Source organism: Bacteroides sp. AF29-11 (genome assembly GCF_003602895.1).
In the GTDB taxonomy this organism is placed as follows: Bacteria; Bacteroidota; Bacteroidia; order Bacteroidales; family Bacteroidaceae; genus Bacteroides; species Bacteroides uniformis.
The window spans coordinates 283,133-301,868 of the sequence record NZ_QTLY01000006.1; the positions used below are offsets into that span (position 1 = coordinate 283,133).

At 48.4% G+C, this 18,736-nt stretch carries 13 protein-coding genes; 8 read left to right on the forward strand and 5 right to left on the reverse strand.

Annotation, left to right across the window (positions count from 1 at the left end; translation table 11 throughout):
• Positions 1-21 precede the first annotated feature (21 nt).
• From DWZ03_RS12095 to DWZ03_RS12105, 3 genes are all read left to right on the forward strand, one after another.
• Positions 22-4,014, forward strand: coding sequence for a two-component regulator propeller domain-containing protein (locus DWZ03_RS12095; RefSeq protein ID WP_057097260.1), 3,993 nt, complete (start codon positions 22-24; stop codon positions 4,012-4,014).
• Positions 4,015-4,104: 90 nt separating this feature from the next.
• On the forward strand, positions 4,105-4,716 hold the full coding sequence (locus DWZ03_RS12100) for a helix-turn-helix transcriptional regulator (protein ID WP_005828517.1): 612 nt from the start codon (positions 4,105-4,107) through the stop codon (positions 4,714-4,716).
• A 264-nt stretch (positions 4,717-4,980) separates the two neighbouring features.
• Positions 4,981-7,437 carry a TonB-dependent receptor gene (locus DWZ03_RS12105; RefSeq protein WP_061412073.1) on the forward strand — a complete coding sequence of 819 codons (2,457 nt, stop codon included), beginning with the start codon at positions 4,981-4,983 and terminating at the stop codon, positions 7,435-7,437.
• A 112-nt stretch (positions 7,438-7,549) separates the two neighbouring features.
• On the opposite strand, the gene DWZ03_RS12110 is transcribed toward DWZ03_RS12105, so the two are convergent.
• From DWZ03_RS12110 to metA, 5 genes are all read right to left on the reverse strand, one after another.
• Positions 7,550-7,912: a type II toxin-antitoxin system VapC family toxin gene (locus DWZ03_RS12110; RefSeq protein ID WP_005834963.1), complete on the reverse strand. Its 363-nt coding sequence runs from the start codon at positions 7,910-7,912 to the stop codon at positions 7,550-7,552.
• Between the two features lie 37 nt (positions 7,913-7,949).
• Entirely contained in the window at positions 7,950-8,237 is a 288-nt protein-coding gene (locus DWZ03_RS12115) for a hypothetical protein (RefSeq protein WP_005828523.1), read from the reverse strand.
• A 76-nt stretch (positions 8,238-8,313) separates the two neighbouring features.
• A complete protein-coding gene (locus DWZ03_RS12120) occupies positions 8,314-9,369 on the reverse strand; it encodes a hypothetical protein (protein WP_005828525.1) in 1,056 nt (351 codons plus the stop codon).
• 41 nt (positions 9,370-9,410) lie between these two features.
• The gene (locus tag DWZ03_RS12125) at positions 9,411-11,276 is read right to left on the reverse strand and encodes a peptidase U32 family protein (RefSeq protein ID WP_057097262.1); all 1,866 of its coding nucleotides are present in this window, start codon (positions 11,274-11,276) and stop codon (positions 9,411-9,413) included.
• A gap of 18 nt (positions 11,277-11,294) precedes the next feature.
• Complete coding sequence (gene metA, locus DWZ03_RS12130) at positions 11,295-12,212, reverse strand: homoserine O-succinyltransferase (protein WP_005828529.1); 918 nt, start codon at positions 12,210-12,212, stop codon at positions 11,295-11,297.
• A 340-nt stretch (positions 12,213-12,552) separates the two neighbouring features.
• On the opposite strand from metA, the gene DWZ03_RS12135 reads away from it, so the two are divergent.
• The 5 genes from DWZ03_RS12135 to DWZ03_RS12155 all read left to right on the forward strand — a co-directional run bounded on the left by DWZ03_RS12135 (position 12,553) and on the right by DWZ03_RS12155 (position 18,611).
• Positions 12,553-14,460, forward strand: a complete 1,908-nt coding sequence (locus DWZ03_RS12135; RefSeq protein ID WP_022402253.1) for a fimbrillin family protein — start codon at positions 12,553-12,555, stop codon at positions 14,458-14,460.
• Positions 14,461-14,551: 91 nt separating this feature from the next.
• Complete coding sequence (gene metF, locus DWZ03_RS12140) at positions 14,552-15,505, forward strand: methylenetetrahydrofolate reductase [NAD(P)H] (protein ID WP_016274213.1); 954 nt, start codon at positions 14,552-14,554, stop codon at positions 15,503-15,505.
• Positions 15,506-15,577: 72 nt separating this feature from the next.
• On the forward strand, positions 15,578-16,705 hold the full coding sequence (gene holB, locus DWZ03_RS12145) for a DNA polymerase III subunit delta' (protein ID WP_117689258.1): 1,128 nt from the start codon (positions 15,578-15,580) through the stop codon (positions 16,703-16,705).
• A 66-nt stretch (positions 16,706-16,771) separates the two neighbouring features.
• Complete coding sequence (ricT, locus tag DWZ03_RS12150) at positions 16,772-18,148, forward strand: regulatory iron-sulfur-containing complex subunit RicT (RefSeq protein WP_175331172.1); 1,377 nt, start codon at positions 16,772-16,774, stop codon at positions 18,146-18,148.
• A complete protein-coding gene (locus DWZ03_RS12155; RefSeq protein WP_057097264.1) occupies positions 18,126-18,611 on the forward strand; it encodes a gliding motility lipoprotein GldH in 486 nt (161 codons plus the stop codon). The genes ricT and DWZ03_RS12155 overlap by 23 nt, the downstream gene beginning before the upstream one ends.
• Positions 18,612-18,736 lie beyond the last annotated feature (125 nt).

Here is an 18,736-nt window from a genome sequence, read left to right on the forward strand (position 1 = left end):
TGTTGTTATATTGTATTTATTATGAGGTTCATCATAAACATTGTATGCTTTCTATTCCTTTTGCCTCTCATAGCTACGGCGCAAACATATAAATACATAGGGGTGGAAAACGGATTGAGCAACCGCAGAATCTTCGACATTCAAAAGGATTCGGTAGGTTACATGTGGTTCCTCACCAACGAAGGCATAGACCGGTACAATGGAAAAGACATCAAGCATTATAAATTAATAGAAGAAAACAAAGAGTCAAGTTTCCCCATCCATCTCGGTTGGCTATATTTTGAAGAGAAAGGGAAATTATGGGTCATAGGTAAAGCCGGTCGCATTTTTCAATACAACCAAGAACACGATGTGTTCAACAGAGTATATAAACTGCCCAAGACACCGGTCAATATCAGCTACGGCTATATGGACTGCAATCACAGGATTTGGCTCTGCAGCAGATACAGCATCGCTCTCTACGACACACAAACCGGAGAGGTCCATCAAATGTCCAATGAACTGAAAAGCAGCATTACAAGTATCGAACAAGTGGACAATAACCACTTCTTCATGGGTACCGACAAGGGATTGCGATATGTCAAACTCGAAAATGAGACATTGCAGATTGTCCCTCTTGAACCTCTTGACAAAATCCAGGCCCAAATCAGTTCACTCTATTTCCACCAAGAATCACAAAGACTTTTCATCGGTACTTTTGAAAAAGGCGTCTTTGCCTACGACATACGGCAACAACGGATTATACACTCCAATACGGATTTGAGCGATGTAAACATTGCCCGAATCAAGCCTCTGAACCAGACAGAGCTATTGATAGCGACAGAAGGTATGGGTATACACAAAATCAACATGAACTCGTGTATCTCGGAACCGTACATCGTCTCCAGCTACAAAAGCCACAATGAGATGAACAGCAATAACATCAATGACATTTATATTGATGAAGAAAAGCGGATATGGATAGCCAACTACCCGGAAGGAATTACCATTATAGACAACCGGTACAAAAGCTACAACTGGATAAAGCATTCTATCGGAAACAGACAATCGCTGGTCAACGACCAGGTACACTCTGTCATTGAAGACAGTGACGGAGACCTATGGTTCGGAACAAGTAACGGAATCAGCCTTTATCAATCGAAAACCGGGCAGTGGCATTCATTCCTGAGCTCCTTCGACCATCAACTGAAAAACAAGAATCACATCTTCATTACGCTATGCGAGGTATCACCCGGCATTATTTGGGCAGGAGGATATACTTCGGGAGTATACAAAATAAATAAAAGGACACTCTCGGTAGAATATTTCTCCCCTTACCTGCTCAATCCGGACAACATTCGTCCTGACAAGTATATCCGCGACATTGTAAAAGACTCCAAAGGATATATCTGGTCCGGAGGGTTCTATAATCTGAAGTGCTTCGATTTGTCCCTGAATTCCGTCCGTCTGTATCCCGGAATAAATTCCGTCACCGCCATTACAGAAAAGGACGACGGACACATGTGGATTGGGACAAGTGCCGGACTGTATCTGCTGGACAAAGAGTCGGGTAGATTCCAATATGTCGCCTTGCAGGAAGAGACGACCTACATCAACACACTTTACCAAGCGGAAGACCTCTCTCTATATATAGGAACAAACGGCTCCGGAGTGGTTGTCTACAACGCAAAGGACAGTACGTTCAAGCATTATCACAAGGACAATTGTGCCTTGATTTCAAACAACATCTACACCATACTCCCCGAGTCGGACGGGCATATCCTGATGAGTACCGAAAACGGAATCAGCTGTTTCCACCCTACGGAGAAGACATTCCACAACTGGACTAAAGAGCAAGGGCTGATGTCCTCCTGCTTCAGTGCCTCTTCCGGAACGCTACGCAAGAACAAGGGTTTTGTCTTTGGCAGCACAGACGGAGCCATCGAGTTTCCCGAAGGAACCCGTTTGCCCAAGTACATCTACTCTCCTATGATACTCAGCGATTTTCAGATACTCTATCAGACAGTCTTTCCCGGCAGTCCGAATTCCCCCTTGAAGGAAAACATCAACCAGACAGACCGGTTAAAGCTGAAATATAACCAGAACACTTTTTCCCTCAGTATTTCATCCATCAATTATGACGCGCCGGACAATGTCACTTTCTACTGGAAGCTGGAAGGCTTTTACGATGACTGGAACCGCCTGGGTGAAGAAGGGCATCTCCGCTTCACCAACCTTGCCTCGGGCGATTACAAACTTTACATACGGGCGGTATCCAAGGAAGAGCCTTATCTTTATTTTGAAGAGCGAAGCATCGACATCAGCATTGCGCGCCCCGTCTGGTTCAGTTTTTGGGCCATAGCCTGCTATGTCCTGCTGACAGTACTGATGTCCGTTGTCGGTTTCCGTGTCATGGCACTGAGAAAACAGAAAAAGATATCCGATGAGAAAACCCGTTTCTTTGTCAATACCGCGCATGATATCCGCACGCCATTGACACTGATAAAGGCACCTCTGGAAGAAATGCTTGAAAACAAGACACTGAACGAAGCCGAGACCAACAATATGCACATGGCACTGAGAAATGTCAACTCCCTCCTGCGCATGACTACCAATCTGATAAACTTTGAACGGGCAGAAGTATATTCCCCTCATCTGTACATAGCAGAATATGAATTGAATACTTACATCAAGGAGATATACAACAATTTCCAGACCTATGCCACCATAAAACATATCACTTTCAGATACGAAAGCAATTTCAGCTACATGAATGTATGGTTCGACAAAGAGAAGATGGACTCTATCCTGGAAAATGTCATATCCAATGCTCTGAAGTATACTCCCCAAAATGGCGATATACTCATTTCTGTTTATGACATGAAAAGCTCCTGGAGACTAGAAGTCAAAGATAATGGAATAGGAATTCCCGCCAAAGAACAAAGAAAACTGTTCAAGATGCACTTCCGTGGAACAAATGCCATCAACTCCAAAATAACGGGAAGCGGTATCGGTCTGATGCTGGTGCGGAAGCTGGTAAGCCTGCACAATGGAAAAATATACATTGAGAGCACCGAATGCCAAGGCAGTACTGTCAGAATCATCCTTCCCAAAGAGAAAGAACAGTTCAAGAACTTCACTCTGTCCGTTAAGGATAAGAAGACCTTCTATGAACCGGATGTCCCCACCGTTCCTTTGAAACTTGCCGGAGAACTCCGGACTGAAGACAATGACAAACTGCATCGCATCTTGATTGTAGAAGACAATGACGAGCTGCGCAACTATCTCTTCCAGTCGTTCTCTCCGATTTACAATGTACAAGTATGCAACAACGGCAAGGAAGCGCTGACCATTGTAAAACAATTCTGGCCGGGACTGATTCTTTCCGACATCATGATGCCGGAAATGCGAGGCGACGAATTATGCATCGCCATCAAGAACGATATTGAAACATCCCACATCCCGGTAGTACTGCTGACGGCACTGGGAGATGAAAAGAACATTCTCGAAGGACTCCATATCGGTGCGGACGAATATATTGTAAAACCTTTCAGCATAAACATACTGAAAGCCAGCATTGCCAATCTGCTTGCCAACCGCGCATTGCTGCGCAAGAGATATGCGAATTTGGAAATCAATACAGAAGAAGAGCCCTCCACAACTACCACTTGCTCCAACAGTCTCGACTGGAAATTCATGTCGAATGTAAAGAGACATATCGAGGAGAACATGGATAATCCCGATTTCACAGTGGACGTATTGTGCTCGCTCCTGAATATGAGCCGTACCAGTTTCTACAGTAAACTGAAAGCGCTGACCGGCCAGGCACCGGCAGATTTCGTACGGAATATCCGTTTGAAACATGCTGCCGAGCTGTTGAAAGAAGGGAAATATTCCGTGACTGAAGTAGCAGAAAGAACCGGTTTCTGCGATGGGAAATACTTCCGGGAAGTCTTTAAGAAATATTTCAATGTCAGCCCCAGCCAATATGCGAAAGGAGACACTCCCCGCTCCCCAAAAGGAGAGGGAGAATAGTTCTGCATAGGAGAATTTTTCATTTTGCAGCCCCGCACAGACAAACCCTAAAAAATAATCCGTATTTTTGCAGAAACAAAAAAAACGAGAATGACTCCTGAAATAGCAATCGTCGACTCCAACACCCTCTCCTGTCTGGGACTGCAGAACTTGCTGGAGGAAATCATCCCGACAGCCATCATCCGCTCTTTCCGTTCCTTTGGCGAACTGATGGATGATACGCCTGACATGTATGTACATTATTTCATCTCTTCACAGATTTACTTCGAGCATACCGCTTTCTTTCTGGAGCGCAAGCCCAAAACCATTGTGCTGGTCAATGGTGAAACCGTCCCCCAACTGTCGGGCATGCCGACGCTAAACATCTATCAGGACGAACAAAATCTGGCAAAAAACATTCTGCAGCTGCGCCAATACGGAAACCAATACAGACAAAACCACGGAAAGCCGGCACCCGCCAGACACTCGGATATGGCAATAAATACAGCCGCCGGGCACGACCTTTCCGCCCGCGAAATAGAAGTGCTGGTGCTGATTACCAAAGGTCTCATCAACAAGGAGATTGCCGACAAACTGAACATCAGCCTGACCACCGTCATCTCACACCGCAAGAATATCACCGAGAAGCTGGGTATCAAGTCCGTGTCCGGGCTGACTATCTATGCCGTGATGCACGGATATGTGGAAGCGGACAGAATATAATCCTACAACCGGATACATCAGAAGCGAAGTCTTTTCAGAAAAACTTCGCCCCAATTAGTGTGCTAATGTGCCAACATCTAATCGTTCCTCCGTGGGGTAAAAATCGTTCCACCATGGTGGAACGATTTTTACCCCACGGAGGAACGATATTTTCCGCATGATGGAACGATTTAAGATTAGCACTCCAGGAACGAAATCCTAATAAATGAGGATTGTCCCTTCCGCAAGAATCCCTTTACTTTGCAGGCGCTAAAAAACCAGTTTATGAATAGATATAGAATTTTGACCGGTATCTTCTGCCTCCTGGCAACCGGCAACGTACTTGCCGAAGAGGCAGACACCTTGAAAGTGGTGGATGTAGAGGAAATAACCGTCATTGCCGCCCCCAAAGAAAACCGGAAACTGCGCGAGCAGCCCGCCGCCGTCACCCTGCTTTCGCAGCAGGACATGCAGAACGCACAGGTGAACTCCATCAAGAATCTGACATCCGTAGTGCCCAATATGTTTATCCCCGACTACGGCTCGCGACTGACTTCGGCAGTCTATATCCGCGGCATCGGCTCGCGCATCAACACTCCCTCCGTAGGACTTTATGTAGACAATATACCTTATATAGACAAGTCAGCCTTCGACTTCAGCTATGCCGACGTAGAGCGCATCGACGTGCTACGCGGTCCGCAGGGCACGCTCTACGGGCGCAATGCCATGGGCGGATTGATTAAGGTGCACACCAAATCGCCCTTCTCCTACCAGGGGACGGACTTCCGCATGGGGGCAGGTACGTACAATGCCTATAATACCTCGCTGACCCACTATCACCGCCTTTCGGAACGGTTCGCCTTTTCCACCGGAGGTTTTTACGATTATCAAGGAGGATTCTTCCGCAACACGGTGAGGGACGAGAAAGCGGACAAGGGGCAATCGGCAGGCGGACGCATCCGCGCCATCTACCTCCCCTCGGACAACTGGAAGGTGGACCTAAACATCAACTACGAATACAGCGACCAGGGTGGCTACCCGTATTTCTACCAAGGCAGCCTGGCCCCCGAAGCACAGAGCGAGCCGCTGAAGCCCTACATCGGAAAAATCTCCAATAACGCCCGCAGCAACTACTACCGCAACCTGCTGAACACGGGTCTGAACCTGGAATACCAGACACAGCACTTCACGTTGAGCATGGTCACCGGCTACCAGTTTCTAAAGGACTGCATGGACATAGACCAAGACTTCACCGCCAACGACATCTATACCCTGCAACAGAAACAACGCTCCCACGCACTGAGCGAGGAAATCATCTTGAAGAGTAAAAGCGGCAGCCGCTGGCAATGGACCACCGGCGCCTTCGGCTTCTACCAATGGCTGAATACGGAAGCTCCCGTCACTTTCAGGGAAGCCGGAATGGGGATGCTGAACCAGATGTTGGGCAGTGTCATCCCATCGCAAATACAAGTAGAGATGGGACCGTCCATGAGCATGAATATCCTGCCCTCACTGGGCATCAGCAGCCGGACCATGCCCATCGGGGGCAGTTTCGACACTCCGCTGCTGAATGGGGCACTCTTTCATCAATCCACCTTCAGAGATTTATTCGGGCTGAAAGGAGTGTCGTTCACTGCCGGGTTACGCCTGGATTATGAGCGTATGAAGATGGATTACAACTCCGGCACCAGCCTGGACTACAAGGTGGGCATCAAGGGAGAAATGAAGCGGGGCGACGTCGTCATCCGCGAAATAGAGATGATGCCGGAGACGGCGCTGACCGTAGAGTCGCGCTACCAAGGAAACATTGATAAGGATTATCTTCAGCTGTTGCCCAAGTTTGCTTTGCAGTATGACTTTGCGCGAAACAGAGGAAATGTGTATGCAACGGTCAGCAAAGGTTACCGTTCGGGAGGCTACAACGTGCAGATGTTCTCCGACCTGCTGCAATCCAGTTTGAAGAATGACATGATGCGGCAAAGCAAAGAGGCGATTATGCCCAACGTGCCGGATGCCTACAAAGAGCTGGTGGGCAAATACTTCCCCGATGCGGGAGAGAATCCGGATGCAAAATCCGCCACCGTCTACAAGCCCGAACAGACCTGGAACTACGAAATAGGAACACACTTGAATCTGCTGGACGGACGTCTGCATGCCGACGCCGCCATCTTCTGGCTGGAAACCCGCGACCAGCAGATTTCACGCTTCGCCCCAAGCGGACTGGGACGCGAAACGGCAAATGCCGGCAAAAGCCGCAGCCAGGGGGCAGAGGTTGCCTTGACGGCTGCCGTTGCTACGGACTTCACGCTGAATGCAAGTTATGGTTATACCTATGCCACCTTTAAGGATTACATCACCAACGAGAAAGTGAATGGGGAGCTTCAGGAAATCAGCTACAACGGCAAGCACGTACCCTTTGTTCCCAAGCATACCATGAACGTGGGCGGTCAGTACATCTTCCGCATCCGTCCGGGACACTGGCTGGACCGCATCCAGCTGAACGCTAACTACACCGGTGCCGGGCGCATCTACTGGACCGAGAAGAATACCGTGAGCCAAGCCTTCTACGGCACGCTGAACGGACGTATCAGCTTCCAGAAAGGACATGGACAGATTGATTTCTGGGTGCGCAATGCACTGGACAAAGAGTATGCTTCGTTCTATTTTGAGAGTATGGGGAACGGATTTATGCAGAAAGGACGGCCTGTGCAGGCGGGAATAGAGTTGAGGTGCAGGTTCTGATTGGAGAGCTTTGTCCCTCCGAAAGTAAAGGAAAATAGAAACGGTCGTTCGGGTACTTACACATTGCATACCCGAACGACCGTTTCTATGTTTCTATCTGACAGAGGAGAAGTTATCCTCTATGTACCCAGTTTTCAATTTCAATATTAGGTATTCTTTCCAGATGTTTCTTGTTTTCAGTAACCATTATCATTTGGTTAGCCACCGCTGTACATCCTATAAATAAGTCCAAATCCTCAATGGGAGTTCCTTGACTATATAAGGCAGCCTTACTCCAGGCATAACAACATAAAGCCGAGGACAAAGGTATTACCTTGATATCTTGGCAGAAATCAGTAACAAGCTGCAAGTTTCTCTCCACATTATTACTTCGCTCTGCACCGAACAACAACTCTGCTACCGTAACCTCCGAAATGCAACAATGTTCCCAGCCCACCTTTTCAATATGTTCGTCTACTCCAAATTTCTGACGCATGAAGTGAACACAAATATTAGATCAAGCAAATATCGTTTCATTCGTCAAAGGGGCTAAAGTTTTCTTCTTTTCGAGAAAGGCGTGATGCATATATATCATCATTGATTTCATCAGAATCACGATTGTCCTTCCAACTACCGGCATACTTTGCAAGCATACGCTTAGTCAGCAATTTGCTATCTGCCGCTGTCGGAATGGAATGACTATTCTTATTCAAAACCTCCTTCATATATTTTCTGAGGCTCTCCAATGCAGTACTGCTATTGATATTGACTATCTCACGAATCAACTCCAATTTTCCGGCTTCCAACTCCAAACTACTCATAATCAATTCCTCCTTTTAAAAGTTCAACTACAAAGTTACATTTTCCTACTGAATATGGAAAAGTTACAAAGCTTTTTTATTCATTGATAGCTCCGCAATGTGGGCAGACTCCCTTCTCCCTCAGTTTCTGCCCGCATCTGCCGCAACGATAGCGTGAAGCCAGCAGCGAAATGCGAAGCCTTTTGAGGAATACCCATACAAAAGCGGTCAAAAACAAGTATCCGACGTAGATAGATGTAGTCAGGATAAAGAAAAAATAACAGAAGATGCAGCAGGAGGCCAGCCCCAACAGATAGAATACGGCCGCCGCCGGACTTAACTGGCGAAACAAATCGTCGAGTACCGCCAGCAACACCACTATAAACAGCCAGATACCCATCAGAAAAGCAGAAAGCACAAGCGGTACCTTGAACGGCGACAAGGTAGGATTAAAATAGAAGTGTTGCCACGTCTCCGGCGCAAACACTTGTATAGATTCGTAAATAGTGGCACAGAACGCCATCAGCAGACATAGCAACAACGGATAGAGACTGTCTATATCATTAAAGTACACCATCCTCAACTGCTTGCGCCGAAAAGCCCGGAACAGCCAGACTGCCACAAACAAGGCAAAAATAATGATAAAATAAGAGGCATGGGTATCACTGAACAAGTAGATGGCCTGCGAAATGCTGTCTGTAGGAACAAAGGCATGCATCATTTCGGACTCCCGCAACCAACCCTGCACTTCCTGCGAATGGGCAAGCTTCACCCATACACTATCCACACTGTCGGCAGGATGGATGGCGAACTCGGCAACCACCACGCGGTCTCCCCGATAAAGCATATTATAGCAGTCCTTCACGGGCAGACAAGCCAAATTCACAGAATCTGCCAGCACTTCCAGATTGGTATTCCAAGTATAATGCCGCTCAAAAAGATAGGCCAGCGAATCACGCGTCTCCTTAGACAGATGTTCATCTTCAAGATTAGGACGGGAATAATGGCAGGAAACTAAAGCAATGAAGCATGAAAAATAAAGAATGCAGAATAGGAGGGAACGCAGTGAACGCAAAGGATGTTTATCCCTGCCCGCTTCCCGGTACCGGTCATTTGCCAGCCTTTCATTATGTGCCCGTTCCTCACTCCTCATTTTCAAGTCTTTATTAGTAATTCCTCATTCTTCATCCTTCATTAAAGCGGCTCTTCATGAGCAATGACTTTCATCTGGCAATTCTTGCAATCAAAAGACAAGCGGAAACGCTTGCCGTCCGTCCCAACCAAATAATAAGGTTCCCTATAAGGAGAATGTCCTTTCTGATAGGTGGGACACCATCCCATACTGAAACGCAGGCAATGTTTGCAGAACATGAGTACAGCATCCGGAACCGCTTGTGCCTCGTAAGCAGGTGCTATGGACGACAACCCGTGCTCACGGTAGAAACTCCGGGCAGCACCGTTCATCACATTACCCAGATAGGTCAGCGAAGTAGCCGGGAAAGCATGGCTGGTCGGTTTCCAAACAGCCAGCTCACGACGATAAGTAACACGCCGAGCCGCAATCAGCTTATCTATCACCTGCCGGCGCCAGTCCGCCACCGCAGAAGCAGGAAGGAACCAGTTAGCAGAAAGATTGAGCCTGATGCCCGAAGCATCTTCAGACAAATATCCTGCTATCTCAAAAGGAGTATTCCCCAACTTGCCCAGCTGATTACGCAGATTATCCACCTGCGGTGTACGTGCCAACTCTTTCGGATAAGGGAAAGAGAGCGTCACGCGGTTATCATCCTCGTCCGCAGCCGTCAGGCTAAACCCGAAAGAAGTATCTGACAACTCCCAACAAACACCGATTTTGCGTTCGGAGGATTTACGGGTAAGAATACGTTCAAACTCCTGGTCGAAGTTACGATAAAGTCGGGTACGGGGTTTGATACGAGGCACTTCCCCTGCCGGATAGAGTTTGTTACCATCCACCCGGTTGATGCGGAAACCTTGCAAACGTCCCTGCTCATCAAGAAAACAGACACCGTCTCCGTTGTGGAAAGGCTTTACGCCTGCCACCGTGAGATATCCCCCGCGCTGTTCCTTCAAAGTGCCCATCTCCTCTCCCAAAGATTTGGGCGTATCGAACGAAGTGATCTCCCCTCCCCTTCCTTGCAGGAAATAATGGGTGAAACCGCGGCTGAAACTCTTGTCCAACTGTGGCTGGAAATCGAAACGGCAGGTGCCCGAAGAAGCACGGGCATATTCCTTGCGACGGGCAAAAATGGCATCGAGCTTCCTACGGTAAGCCGCCGTCACATTCTTCACATAGGTCACATCCTTCAAGCGGCCTTCTATCTTCAGCGAAGTGGCTCCGGCATCCAGCAGTTCTTCCAACACCTCGCTTTGGTTGAGGTCCTTCAAAGAAAGCAGATGCTTATTACGCACAATGGTCTTGCCATCGGCATCTACCAGACTGAAGGGTAAACGGCAGAATTGCGCACATTCCCCCCGGTTGGCACTCCGTCCGAAACAAGCCTGGCTGACATAGCACTGCCCGCTATAACTGACGCAAAGAGCCCCGTGTACAAAGACTTCGAGCGGCACGTCGGGACACGCCTCATGGATACCGCGTATCTCCTGCAAAGAAAGTTCGCGTGCCAACACCACCTGACGGAAACCGGCATCGGCAAGGAAACGTACTTTCTCCGGCGTACGGTTATCCATCTGCGTACTGCCATGCAACGGAATGGGCGGCAAATTCAACCGCGTAATCCCCATATCCTGTACAATCAGTGCATCCACACCGATGCGGTACAGCTCCCAAATCATCCTCTCCGTCTCTTTCAGCTCTTCTTCTTTCAGAATGGTATTGACCGTCACATAGATACGGGCATTATACAGATGGGCATGCTCCACCAAAGCGGCAATATCCTCCAAAGAGTTGACAGCAGCCGCACGCGCACCGAACTTGGGTGCACCGATGTATACCGCATCTGCCCCATGATTCACTGCTTCTATGCCACACTCCAAATTCTTGGCAGGAGCCAGCAGCTCTATTTTACGTTGCTTTATCATCGTTTAGTTACGAGTAACTCACCCTATTTCATTAATATTATACGGCGTCTCCTGATATACAAAATAATTCAGCCAATTGGAGAACAACAGATTGGCATGGGCACGCCAACGCACCAGCACTCCTTTGTCCGGGTCATCGTCCACATAGTAGTTACGGGGTATCTCAATGGGCAGGCCCTTATTCAAGTCACGGCGATACTCTGTATCCAATGTCAGCGGGGAGTATTCCGAATGGCCGGTCACGAAGAACTCACGCCCTCCACGGGCCACCGCCATATATACACCAGCATCCTCCGACTCGGAAAGCAGCGTCAATTCCGGAACCTTCTGTATATCTTCCCGGCGCACTTCCGTGTGGCGGCTATGCGGCACATAGAACATATCATCAAATCCACGGAAAATGGGATGCAACGGTTGCAAGGTACGATGTTCAAAGATACCGAACATCTTCTTATCCAGTGCATACTTCGGCACTCCATAATGATGATAGAGCCCTGCCTGCGCCGCCCAGCAGATGTAGAGCGTAGAGGTGACATGCGTACGCGCCCAGTCGAAGATTTCAGTAATCTCATCCCAATAAGTCACCTCCTCAAAATCCATCTGCTCTACCGGAGCACCGGTGATAATCATGCCATCGTACTTTTCACCGCGCATCTTGTCGAAATCCGTATAAAATGTTTTCATGTGTTCTATCGGAGTGTTCTTGGAAGTATGGCTTTTTATCTTCATGAACGAGATTTCCACCTGAAGCGGAGTATTGGAAAGCAGACGCACCAGGTCCGTTTCCGTTGTAATCTTTAGCGGCATCAAGTTCAGAATCACGATACGCAGCGGACGGATATCCTGCTGGGTTGCCCGGGAATTGTCAATGACAAATATATTCTCCTCTTTCAGCAACTCGATAGCGGGTAGTTTATCGGGTAAATTTAAAGGCATGAGTTTATATCTATGGTTTAACTTATTATTGTCTACGATTTTAGCGTGTAAAGTTAGGCAAAAAATCAGAGTGTGATAAATAAATTATAAAAGTTTTATTGATTTATCCCTCTTCATTTAACACGTTTAATTACATTTGTACCCGAAACCTATTAAAAGTTATTAAAAAATAAGATTAAAAAGCACTGCGGCATCAAGCGTGATACTGATAATTAGCATCCAAAAGCGTAAAAGACTTTTCCATACCGGTTATAGCTCTGCTAAATCCATATTTTTAAGACAAGGTTCATTGAGTATAATTGGGAAAGCGGAAAAACCGTTGCCCCACAATAATAATATAATGAAGAAACTTATTCTTGCAAGAGGAGTCTTGGCTGCCTCTTTATTCTGCTGCATGTCCTTAGGGAATACAGCTTGTGTGAACCGGATTGACGAAGAATCAGAAGCGGAAATCGAGGAAGGGACGACACCTATCACGTTCTCTATCAAAATGGAAAAGGCCAGTACCAAGGTCACAAACACCGCCTTTGAAAAAGGAGACAGAATGGGCTTGTTTGCAACCACTTCCTCCGGCTCCATCAAGGGAAAACGGTATATTGACAATCTGGCCCTGGAATATACGGAAGGCTCCACACTGGTTCCCAAAAAGACAGTATTCTATCCGGAAGGAGATGTGTCACTGGACTTTATCAGTTACCACCCTTACCAAACCGAAGGGGTAGCTGCCGGTACACCCGTTCTTCCCGTATCTGTGCAGATAGACCAGAGTAATGAGAAAAACCGCGCACAAAGTGACTTCTTGGTAGCTAAAGCGCAAGGAATCACCAGTAAAACCAAATCTGTAACCCTGGAGTTCCAACACAAGCTGTCCAAACTGGCAATCTCTCTGACACCCGACGCAAGCAACTCTGCCAATGATTTGCTGAAAGCCAATCCGCGTATCATCGCAACCGGGCTCAAGACCTCGGCCGATTATAATCTGGAAGACGGGACTTTCAGTAATCTTACGGGGACACAAGACATCATAGCCTCCGGCGAATGGAGCGTCAAAGACAACAAACTTACCGGCAAGGAATTCATCATCATACCCCAAACGATAAATGATGGCAAGCAATCCTTCATTATGGAGTGGAGCGGACGTATATACAGTTGTGCAATACCCGAAGTGGAAATGAGTAGCAGCACGCAATGTATCATTAACATATCAGCCATGCAGAGCAACAGCAACGTACTGAGCAGTTTTGCCGGAAAAATCAAGGAATGGAGCAGCCTCCCTCCCATCGACACCGACAATATGGAAGATTACACTGCCATACATATCTCCGCTCTCTCCTTTTCTCTTTCAAATGTGTACAGAATTTATCACGAAGGGATACCCATTGCAGAAGTCTGCAAGGAATATCTCAAATCAGCGTCATTGACTTCCAGAGCCGTTATAGCCTATCCCATAGGCGAAAATGAAAAGACCGACCTGAGCAATGGAGTCATCCTACAGCTTGCAGACCGTAAAGACACCATCTGCGGAGGAAGAATAAGCTGGAATACAGACGACTATGGATTTACCTACACTAAAGGGGAATATACCGGCATAGACAAGCTCTATATAGACAATAACCATAAGCTACTTCTGGATAAACCGGAAAACGCCATCAAAGTGAATGTGGCATGCTACACCCTTCGAGACATCAGAAAAGGAGTGTCTACCGAATACCCCATTGTCAAGATTGGAGCCCAATACTGGATGGGTAAAGAGCTCCATGCCACCACCTACCGTGACGGAGCTCCCTTGAAAAAACAGAGTGACTTGGGAACAGACAAAGCCGGATATTACAAGCCGGACAAATATGACATTTATTTTTACAATGGAGAATCCATACTGGCAGGAGAGCTGGCTCCCGAGGGCTGGAAAATTCCATCGGATGCAGACTGGGAACAGCTGAAAAACTACACCGGCAACGATGCCTCCATACTAAAAGCAGGAGAATGGCAGGCAATGGTATCCGGTGAAGTTGCCCCCGTCAACAACCATACCCGGTTCAATGCTTTCCCGGTAGGAATGTGGTACAACAAAGGACACAACAGCCCCAATAAAATGACCGCCTTTTGGAGTTGGGATCATACAAAGCATACCCTTTCGGAAAGCACCATTTATTTTCTCGGCGAAAGCGACGAGTTTGTATCAAGCACTGCCCATGTCACCGGTAAGCCCTACTATAAAGCTCTTTCCATCCGCTGTATAAAAGAATAGCCGGCAATTTCAGCATTTCTCATTTCTTTTTTGTATTTTTGTTCCCAATGTGCAAGATTTTTGCCAATCGGACAAAGATAACGAAAGAGAAATGAGAGTAATCGACCTGATAAACAGTAACGAAAAAACAGCTTTTTCCTTTGAAATATTGCCACCACTGAAAGGTACGGGCATCGAAAAGCTGTATCAAACCATAGATACGTTACGGGAATTCGACCCCAAATACATCAACATCACCACGCACCGCAGCGAGTACGTGTACAAAGACCTCGGCAACGGATTGTTCCAGCGAAACCGCCTGCGCCGCCGCCCCGGCACCGTAGCCGTAGCTGCTGCCATCCAGAACAAGTACAACATCACCATGGTGCCGCACATCCTTTGCAGCGGCTTCACCCGCGAAGAGACGGAGTACGTGCTGCTCGACCTGCAATTCCTCGGCATCACCGACCTGCTGGTGCTTCGTGGCGACAAGGCAAAGCACGAATCCTCTTTTATCCCCGTGGGCAACGGTTACCACCACGCCGTCGAACTACAAGAGCAAATCAACAACTTCAATAAAGGTATTTTTGTGGACGGCTCCGAGATGAAAGTTACCAATACCCCGTTTTCATACGGTGTGGCGTGCTATCCGGAAAAGCATGAAGAAGCCCCCAACATGGATACAGACATCTACTGGCTAAAGAAGAAAATGGAAATGGGTGCAGAGTATGCCGTGACCCAGCTCTTCTACGACAACCGGAAATATTTCGACTTCGTGGAACGTGCCCGTCAAGCCGGTGTCACCATCCCGATTATCCCGGGCATCAAGCCCTTCAAGAAGTTGTCACAACTCAGCATGATACCCAAGACGTTCAAAGTAGATTTGCCCGAGGAACTGACCCAAGAGGTTCTGAAGTGCAACACCGATGCGGAAGCTCAGCAAGTGGGTATCGAATGGTGCGTGCAGCAGTGCAAAGAGCTGATAGCCCATGGCGTCCCAAGCCTCCACTTCTACTCGGTAGGAGCTACAGACAGCATCAAGGAAGTAGCCAAACAAATCTACTAAACAATGGACAATCAACAGTTGACAATTGACAATAGGCAGTGTCACAAGTAATAACTTATAACTAATTAACCCGTGTTCAGTTTCAAGGACATAATAGGCCAAGAGGCAGCCAAGCAAAGGCTGATACAAGAAGTGCAGGAAGGACGTATCCCCCACGCACAACTCTTCTGTGGCCCTGCCGGAGTAGGAAAACTCCCATTGGCACTTGCCTATGCCCGCTACATCTGCTGTCCCAACCGGACGGAAACCGATGCCTGCGGTACTTGTCCCTCCTGCGTAAAATGGAATAAGCTGGTGCACCCGGACGTACACTTCGTATACCCTATCGTCAAGAGCGCCAAAGGGAAAAAGGAAGTCTGCGACGACTATATCGCCAACTGGCGGCACCTGTTGCTGAACAGCCCCTACTTCGGGCTGAACCACTGGCTGAACGAGATGGATGCCGAAAACGGACAAGCTATTATCTATGCCAAAGAAAGCGACGAGATAACCCGCAAGCTGAGTCTGAAATCCAGTGAAGGAGGTTACAAAGTCACCATCGTATGGCTACCCGAAAAGCTGCATGAAGTATGCGCCAACAAGCTGCTGAAACTGCTGGAAGAGCCACCCGAGAAAACGATATTCCTCCTCATCTCCGAAGCTCCGGAAATGATACTGCCCACCATCCTCAGCCGCACGCAGCGCTTCAACATTCCTAAGATTGAAGAAGCCGACATAGCCGAAGCCCTGCAGCAGAAGTACGGAGTGCAGCCCCGCGACAGCGAGACGATAGCCCACCTGGCAAACGGAGACTTCATCAAAGTATTGGAGACCATCCATCTGAACGAAGAGAACGAACTGTTCTTCAACCTCTTTGTCAGCCTGATGCGACTCTCCTACCAGCGCAAGATACGGGAAATGAAACAATGGAGCGAGCAGCTTGCTGCCATGGGACGCGAACGGCAGAAGAACTTCCTGGACTACTGCCAGCGCATGACCCGCGAGAACTTCATCTACAACCTGCACCGCAAGGAGATGAACTACATGACGCTGCCCGAACAGAACTTCGCCACCCGTTTCGCCCCCTTTGTCAACGAACGGAACGTCATGGGTATCATGGACGAACTAAGTGAAGCGCAACGCCACATCGAGCAGAACGTAAACGCCCGCATGGTGTTTTTCGACTTCTCTCTCAAAATGATTGTTTTATTGAAACAATGAAAAGTGGCAAAATAATGAAATGCAAAGTATCAAATCGTAAATAGTCAAATAGTAAATAAATAGATGATGGAATTTAAACTACATAACGGAAGCGGAGGTCTCTGCTGCAAGAGTTGCGGCAGGCAGGACAAGCAACTGAACACCTACGACTGGCTGGCCGACATACCGGGCAATGCCGATGAAAGCGAGCTGGTAGAGGTTCAGTTCAAGAATACCCGCAAGGGATATTTCCGCAACAGCAACAAGATACCCCTGGAGAAAGGCGACATCGTAGCCGTAGAAGCCACCCCCGGACATGACATCGGCGTGGTGACCCTGACCGGACGTCTCGTGCCGCTGCAAATGAAGAAAGCCAATATCAAGTCTGAGGCAGACATCAAACGCATCTACCGCAAGGCGAAGCCCGTAGATATGGAGAAGTACAACGAGGCAAAAGCCCGCGAGCACGCCACCATGATACGCTCGCGCCAGATTGCCCTGGACCTCAACCTCAACATGAAGATTGGTGACGTGGAATACCAGGGAGACGGCAACAAAGCCATCTTCTACTACATCGCCGACGAGCGTGTGGACTTCCGCCAGCTCATCAAGGTCCTTGCCGACGCCTTCCGCGTGCGCATCGAGATGAAACAGATTGGCGCCCGCCAGGAAGCCGGACGCATTGGTGGCATCGGTCCCTGCGGACGCGAACTCTGCTGCGCCACCTGGATGACCTCCTTCGTGTCGGTATCTACCAGCGCTGCACGCTTCCAGGACATATCACTGAATCCGCAGAAACTTGCCGGACAATGCGCCAAGCTGAAGTGCTGCCTCAACTACGAAGTGGACTGCTACGTGGAAGCACAGAAACGCCTGCCCTCACGCGAGATTACCCTGGAAACCAAAGACGGCGAGTTCTTCTTCTTCAAAGCCGACATTCTGAGCAACCAGATAACCTACTCAAGTGACAAGAACATCCCTGCCAACCTGGTGACCATCAGCGGCAGACGCGCCTTCGAGATTATCGGTTTGAACAAACGTGGCATCAAGCCCGACAGCCTGATAGAAGAAACCCATCGCTCCGAGCCCAAAAAGCCGGTGGACTTGCTGGAACAAGAGAGCCTCACCCGCTTTGACCGCAGCCGGAAAGGCAAGAGTGGCGGTGACGGCAACGGTGGCGAGAACAGCAACAACAGCCGTAACAAGAGAAAGAAAAAGAGTGGAAACGGTCGTCCGCAAGGAGGTGAGCAGCAGGGTGCTCCGCAATCCAACAACCAGAGAGAACAATCCAGGCAAGACCGGCAACCGAGACAGAAACAAGACCGGCAAGCACCCAAACAAGGTGAACAGCAACAAGGCGAACGTCAACAACGGAACAATAACAACCGTCGTCCGCCCCGTAACAATAAGCCCAAACCTCAAGGTGAAAGACCTGCCCAAAATGACAAACCGGCTCAAGAATAGGAATCTCTGCCTGAAAGGTATCATACTACTGTTTGTCGCAAGCCTGCTGAGCGCTTGCGACAAACAGACTGTATACCATTCCTTCCAATCCCTTCCCACCGAAGGCTGGCTGCGCGAAGACACGCTCTCTTTCGACGTGAAGGTCACCGACTCACTGACCTACTACAAACTGTCTTTGGAAGTTCGTAACCGAAGCAACTACCCCTATCAGAATCTACCTCTATCCATCTGCTACACCACCGCAGATTCCATTCCGTCACCCACGGACACCATACAGCTAATCCTCGCGGACAAAGAAGGAATCTGGAAAGGTGACGGCTGGGGAGGCCTCTATCAGACTGCCGTCTCCGCAGGAAGCGTTCGAATCGGCAAACCCGGCATCTACCTCTTTAAAGTGGCCTATACGCTACCGGACGAAAGGCTGCAAGGAATCAATGACATCGGCATCAAACTGAAGAGATAGGAACTCCCTATTGTTCTTTATCACCTTCTTCTAACAACCACCTCAGTCTCCCACTCACGTCTCCTTGAAGCGGAAACGGGCGGGGTATCATAACTTGCCCTCTTACCTCATAGCGTTACGTCTTT

Coding starts and splice junctions, on each gene's coding strand:
- DWZ03_RS12135 (WP_022402253.1), top strand. CDS start 12,553: ATGAAGAAACTTATTCTTGCAAGAGGAGTCTTGGCTGCCTCTTTATTC.
- DWZ03_RS12100 (WP_005828517.1), top strand. CDS start 4,105: ATGACTCCTGAAATAGCAATCGTCGACTCCAACACCCTCTCCTGTCTG.
- DWZ03_RS12115 (WP_005828523.1), bottom strand. CDS start 8,237: ATGAGTAGTTTGGAGTTGGAAGCCGGAAAATTGGAGTTGATTCGTGAG.
- DWZ03_RS12095 (WP_057097260.1), top strand. CDS start 22: ATGAGGTTCATCATAAACATTGTATGCTTTCTATTCCTTTTGCCTCTC.
- metA (WP_005828529.1), bottom strand. CDS start 12,212: ATGCCTTTAAATTTACCCGATAAACTACCCGCTATCGAGTTGCTGAAA.
- DWZ03_RS12120 (WP_005828525.1), bottom strand. CDS start 9,369: ATGAGGAGTGAGGAACGGGCACATAATGAAAGGCTGGCAAATGACCGG.
- DWZ03_RS12125 (WP_057097262.1), bottom strand. CDS start 11,276: ATGATAAAGCAACGTAAAATAGAGCTGCTGGCTCCTGCCAAGAATTTG.
- DWZ03_RS12155 (WP_057097264.1), top strand. CDS start 18,126: ATGACAAACCGGCTCAAGAATAGGAATCTCTGCCTGAAAGGTATCATA.
- ricT (WP_175331172.1), top strand. CDS start 16,772: ATGGAATTTAAACTACATAACGGAAGCGGAGGTCTCTGCTGCAAGAGT.
- DWZ03_RS12105 (WP_061412073.1), top strand. CDS start 4,981: ATGAATAGATATAGAATTTTGACCGGTATCTTCTGCCTCCTGGCAACC.
- DWZ03_RS12110 (WP_005834963.1), bottom strand. CDS start 7,912: ATGCGTCAGAAATTTGGAGTAGACGAACATATTGAAAAGGTGGGCTGG.
- metF (WP_016274213.1), top strand. CDS start 14,552: ATGAGAGTAATCGACCTGATAAACAGTAACGAAAAAACAGCTTTTTCC.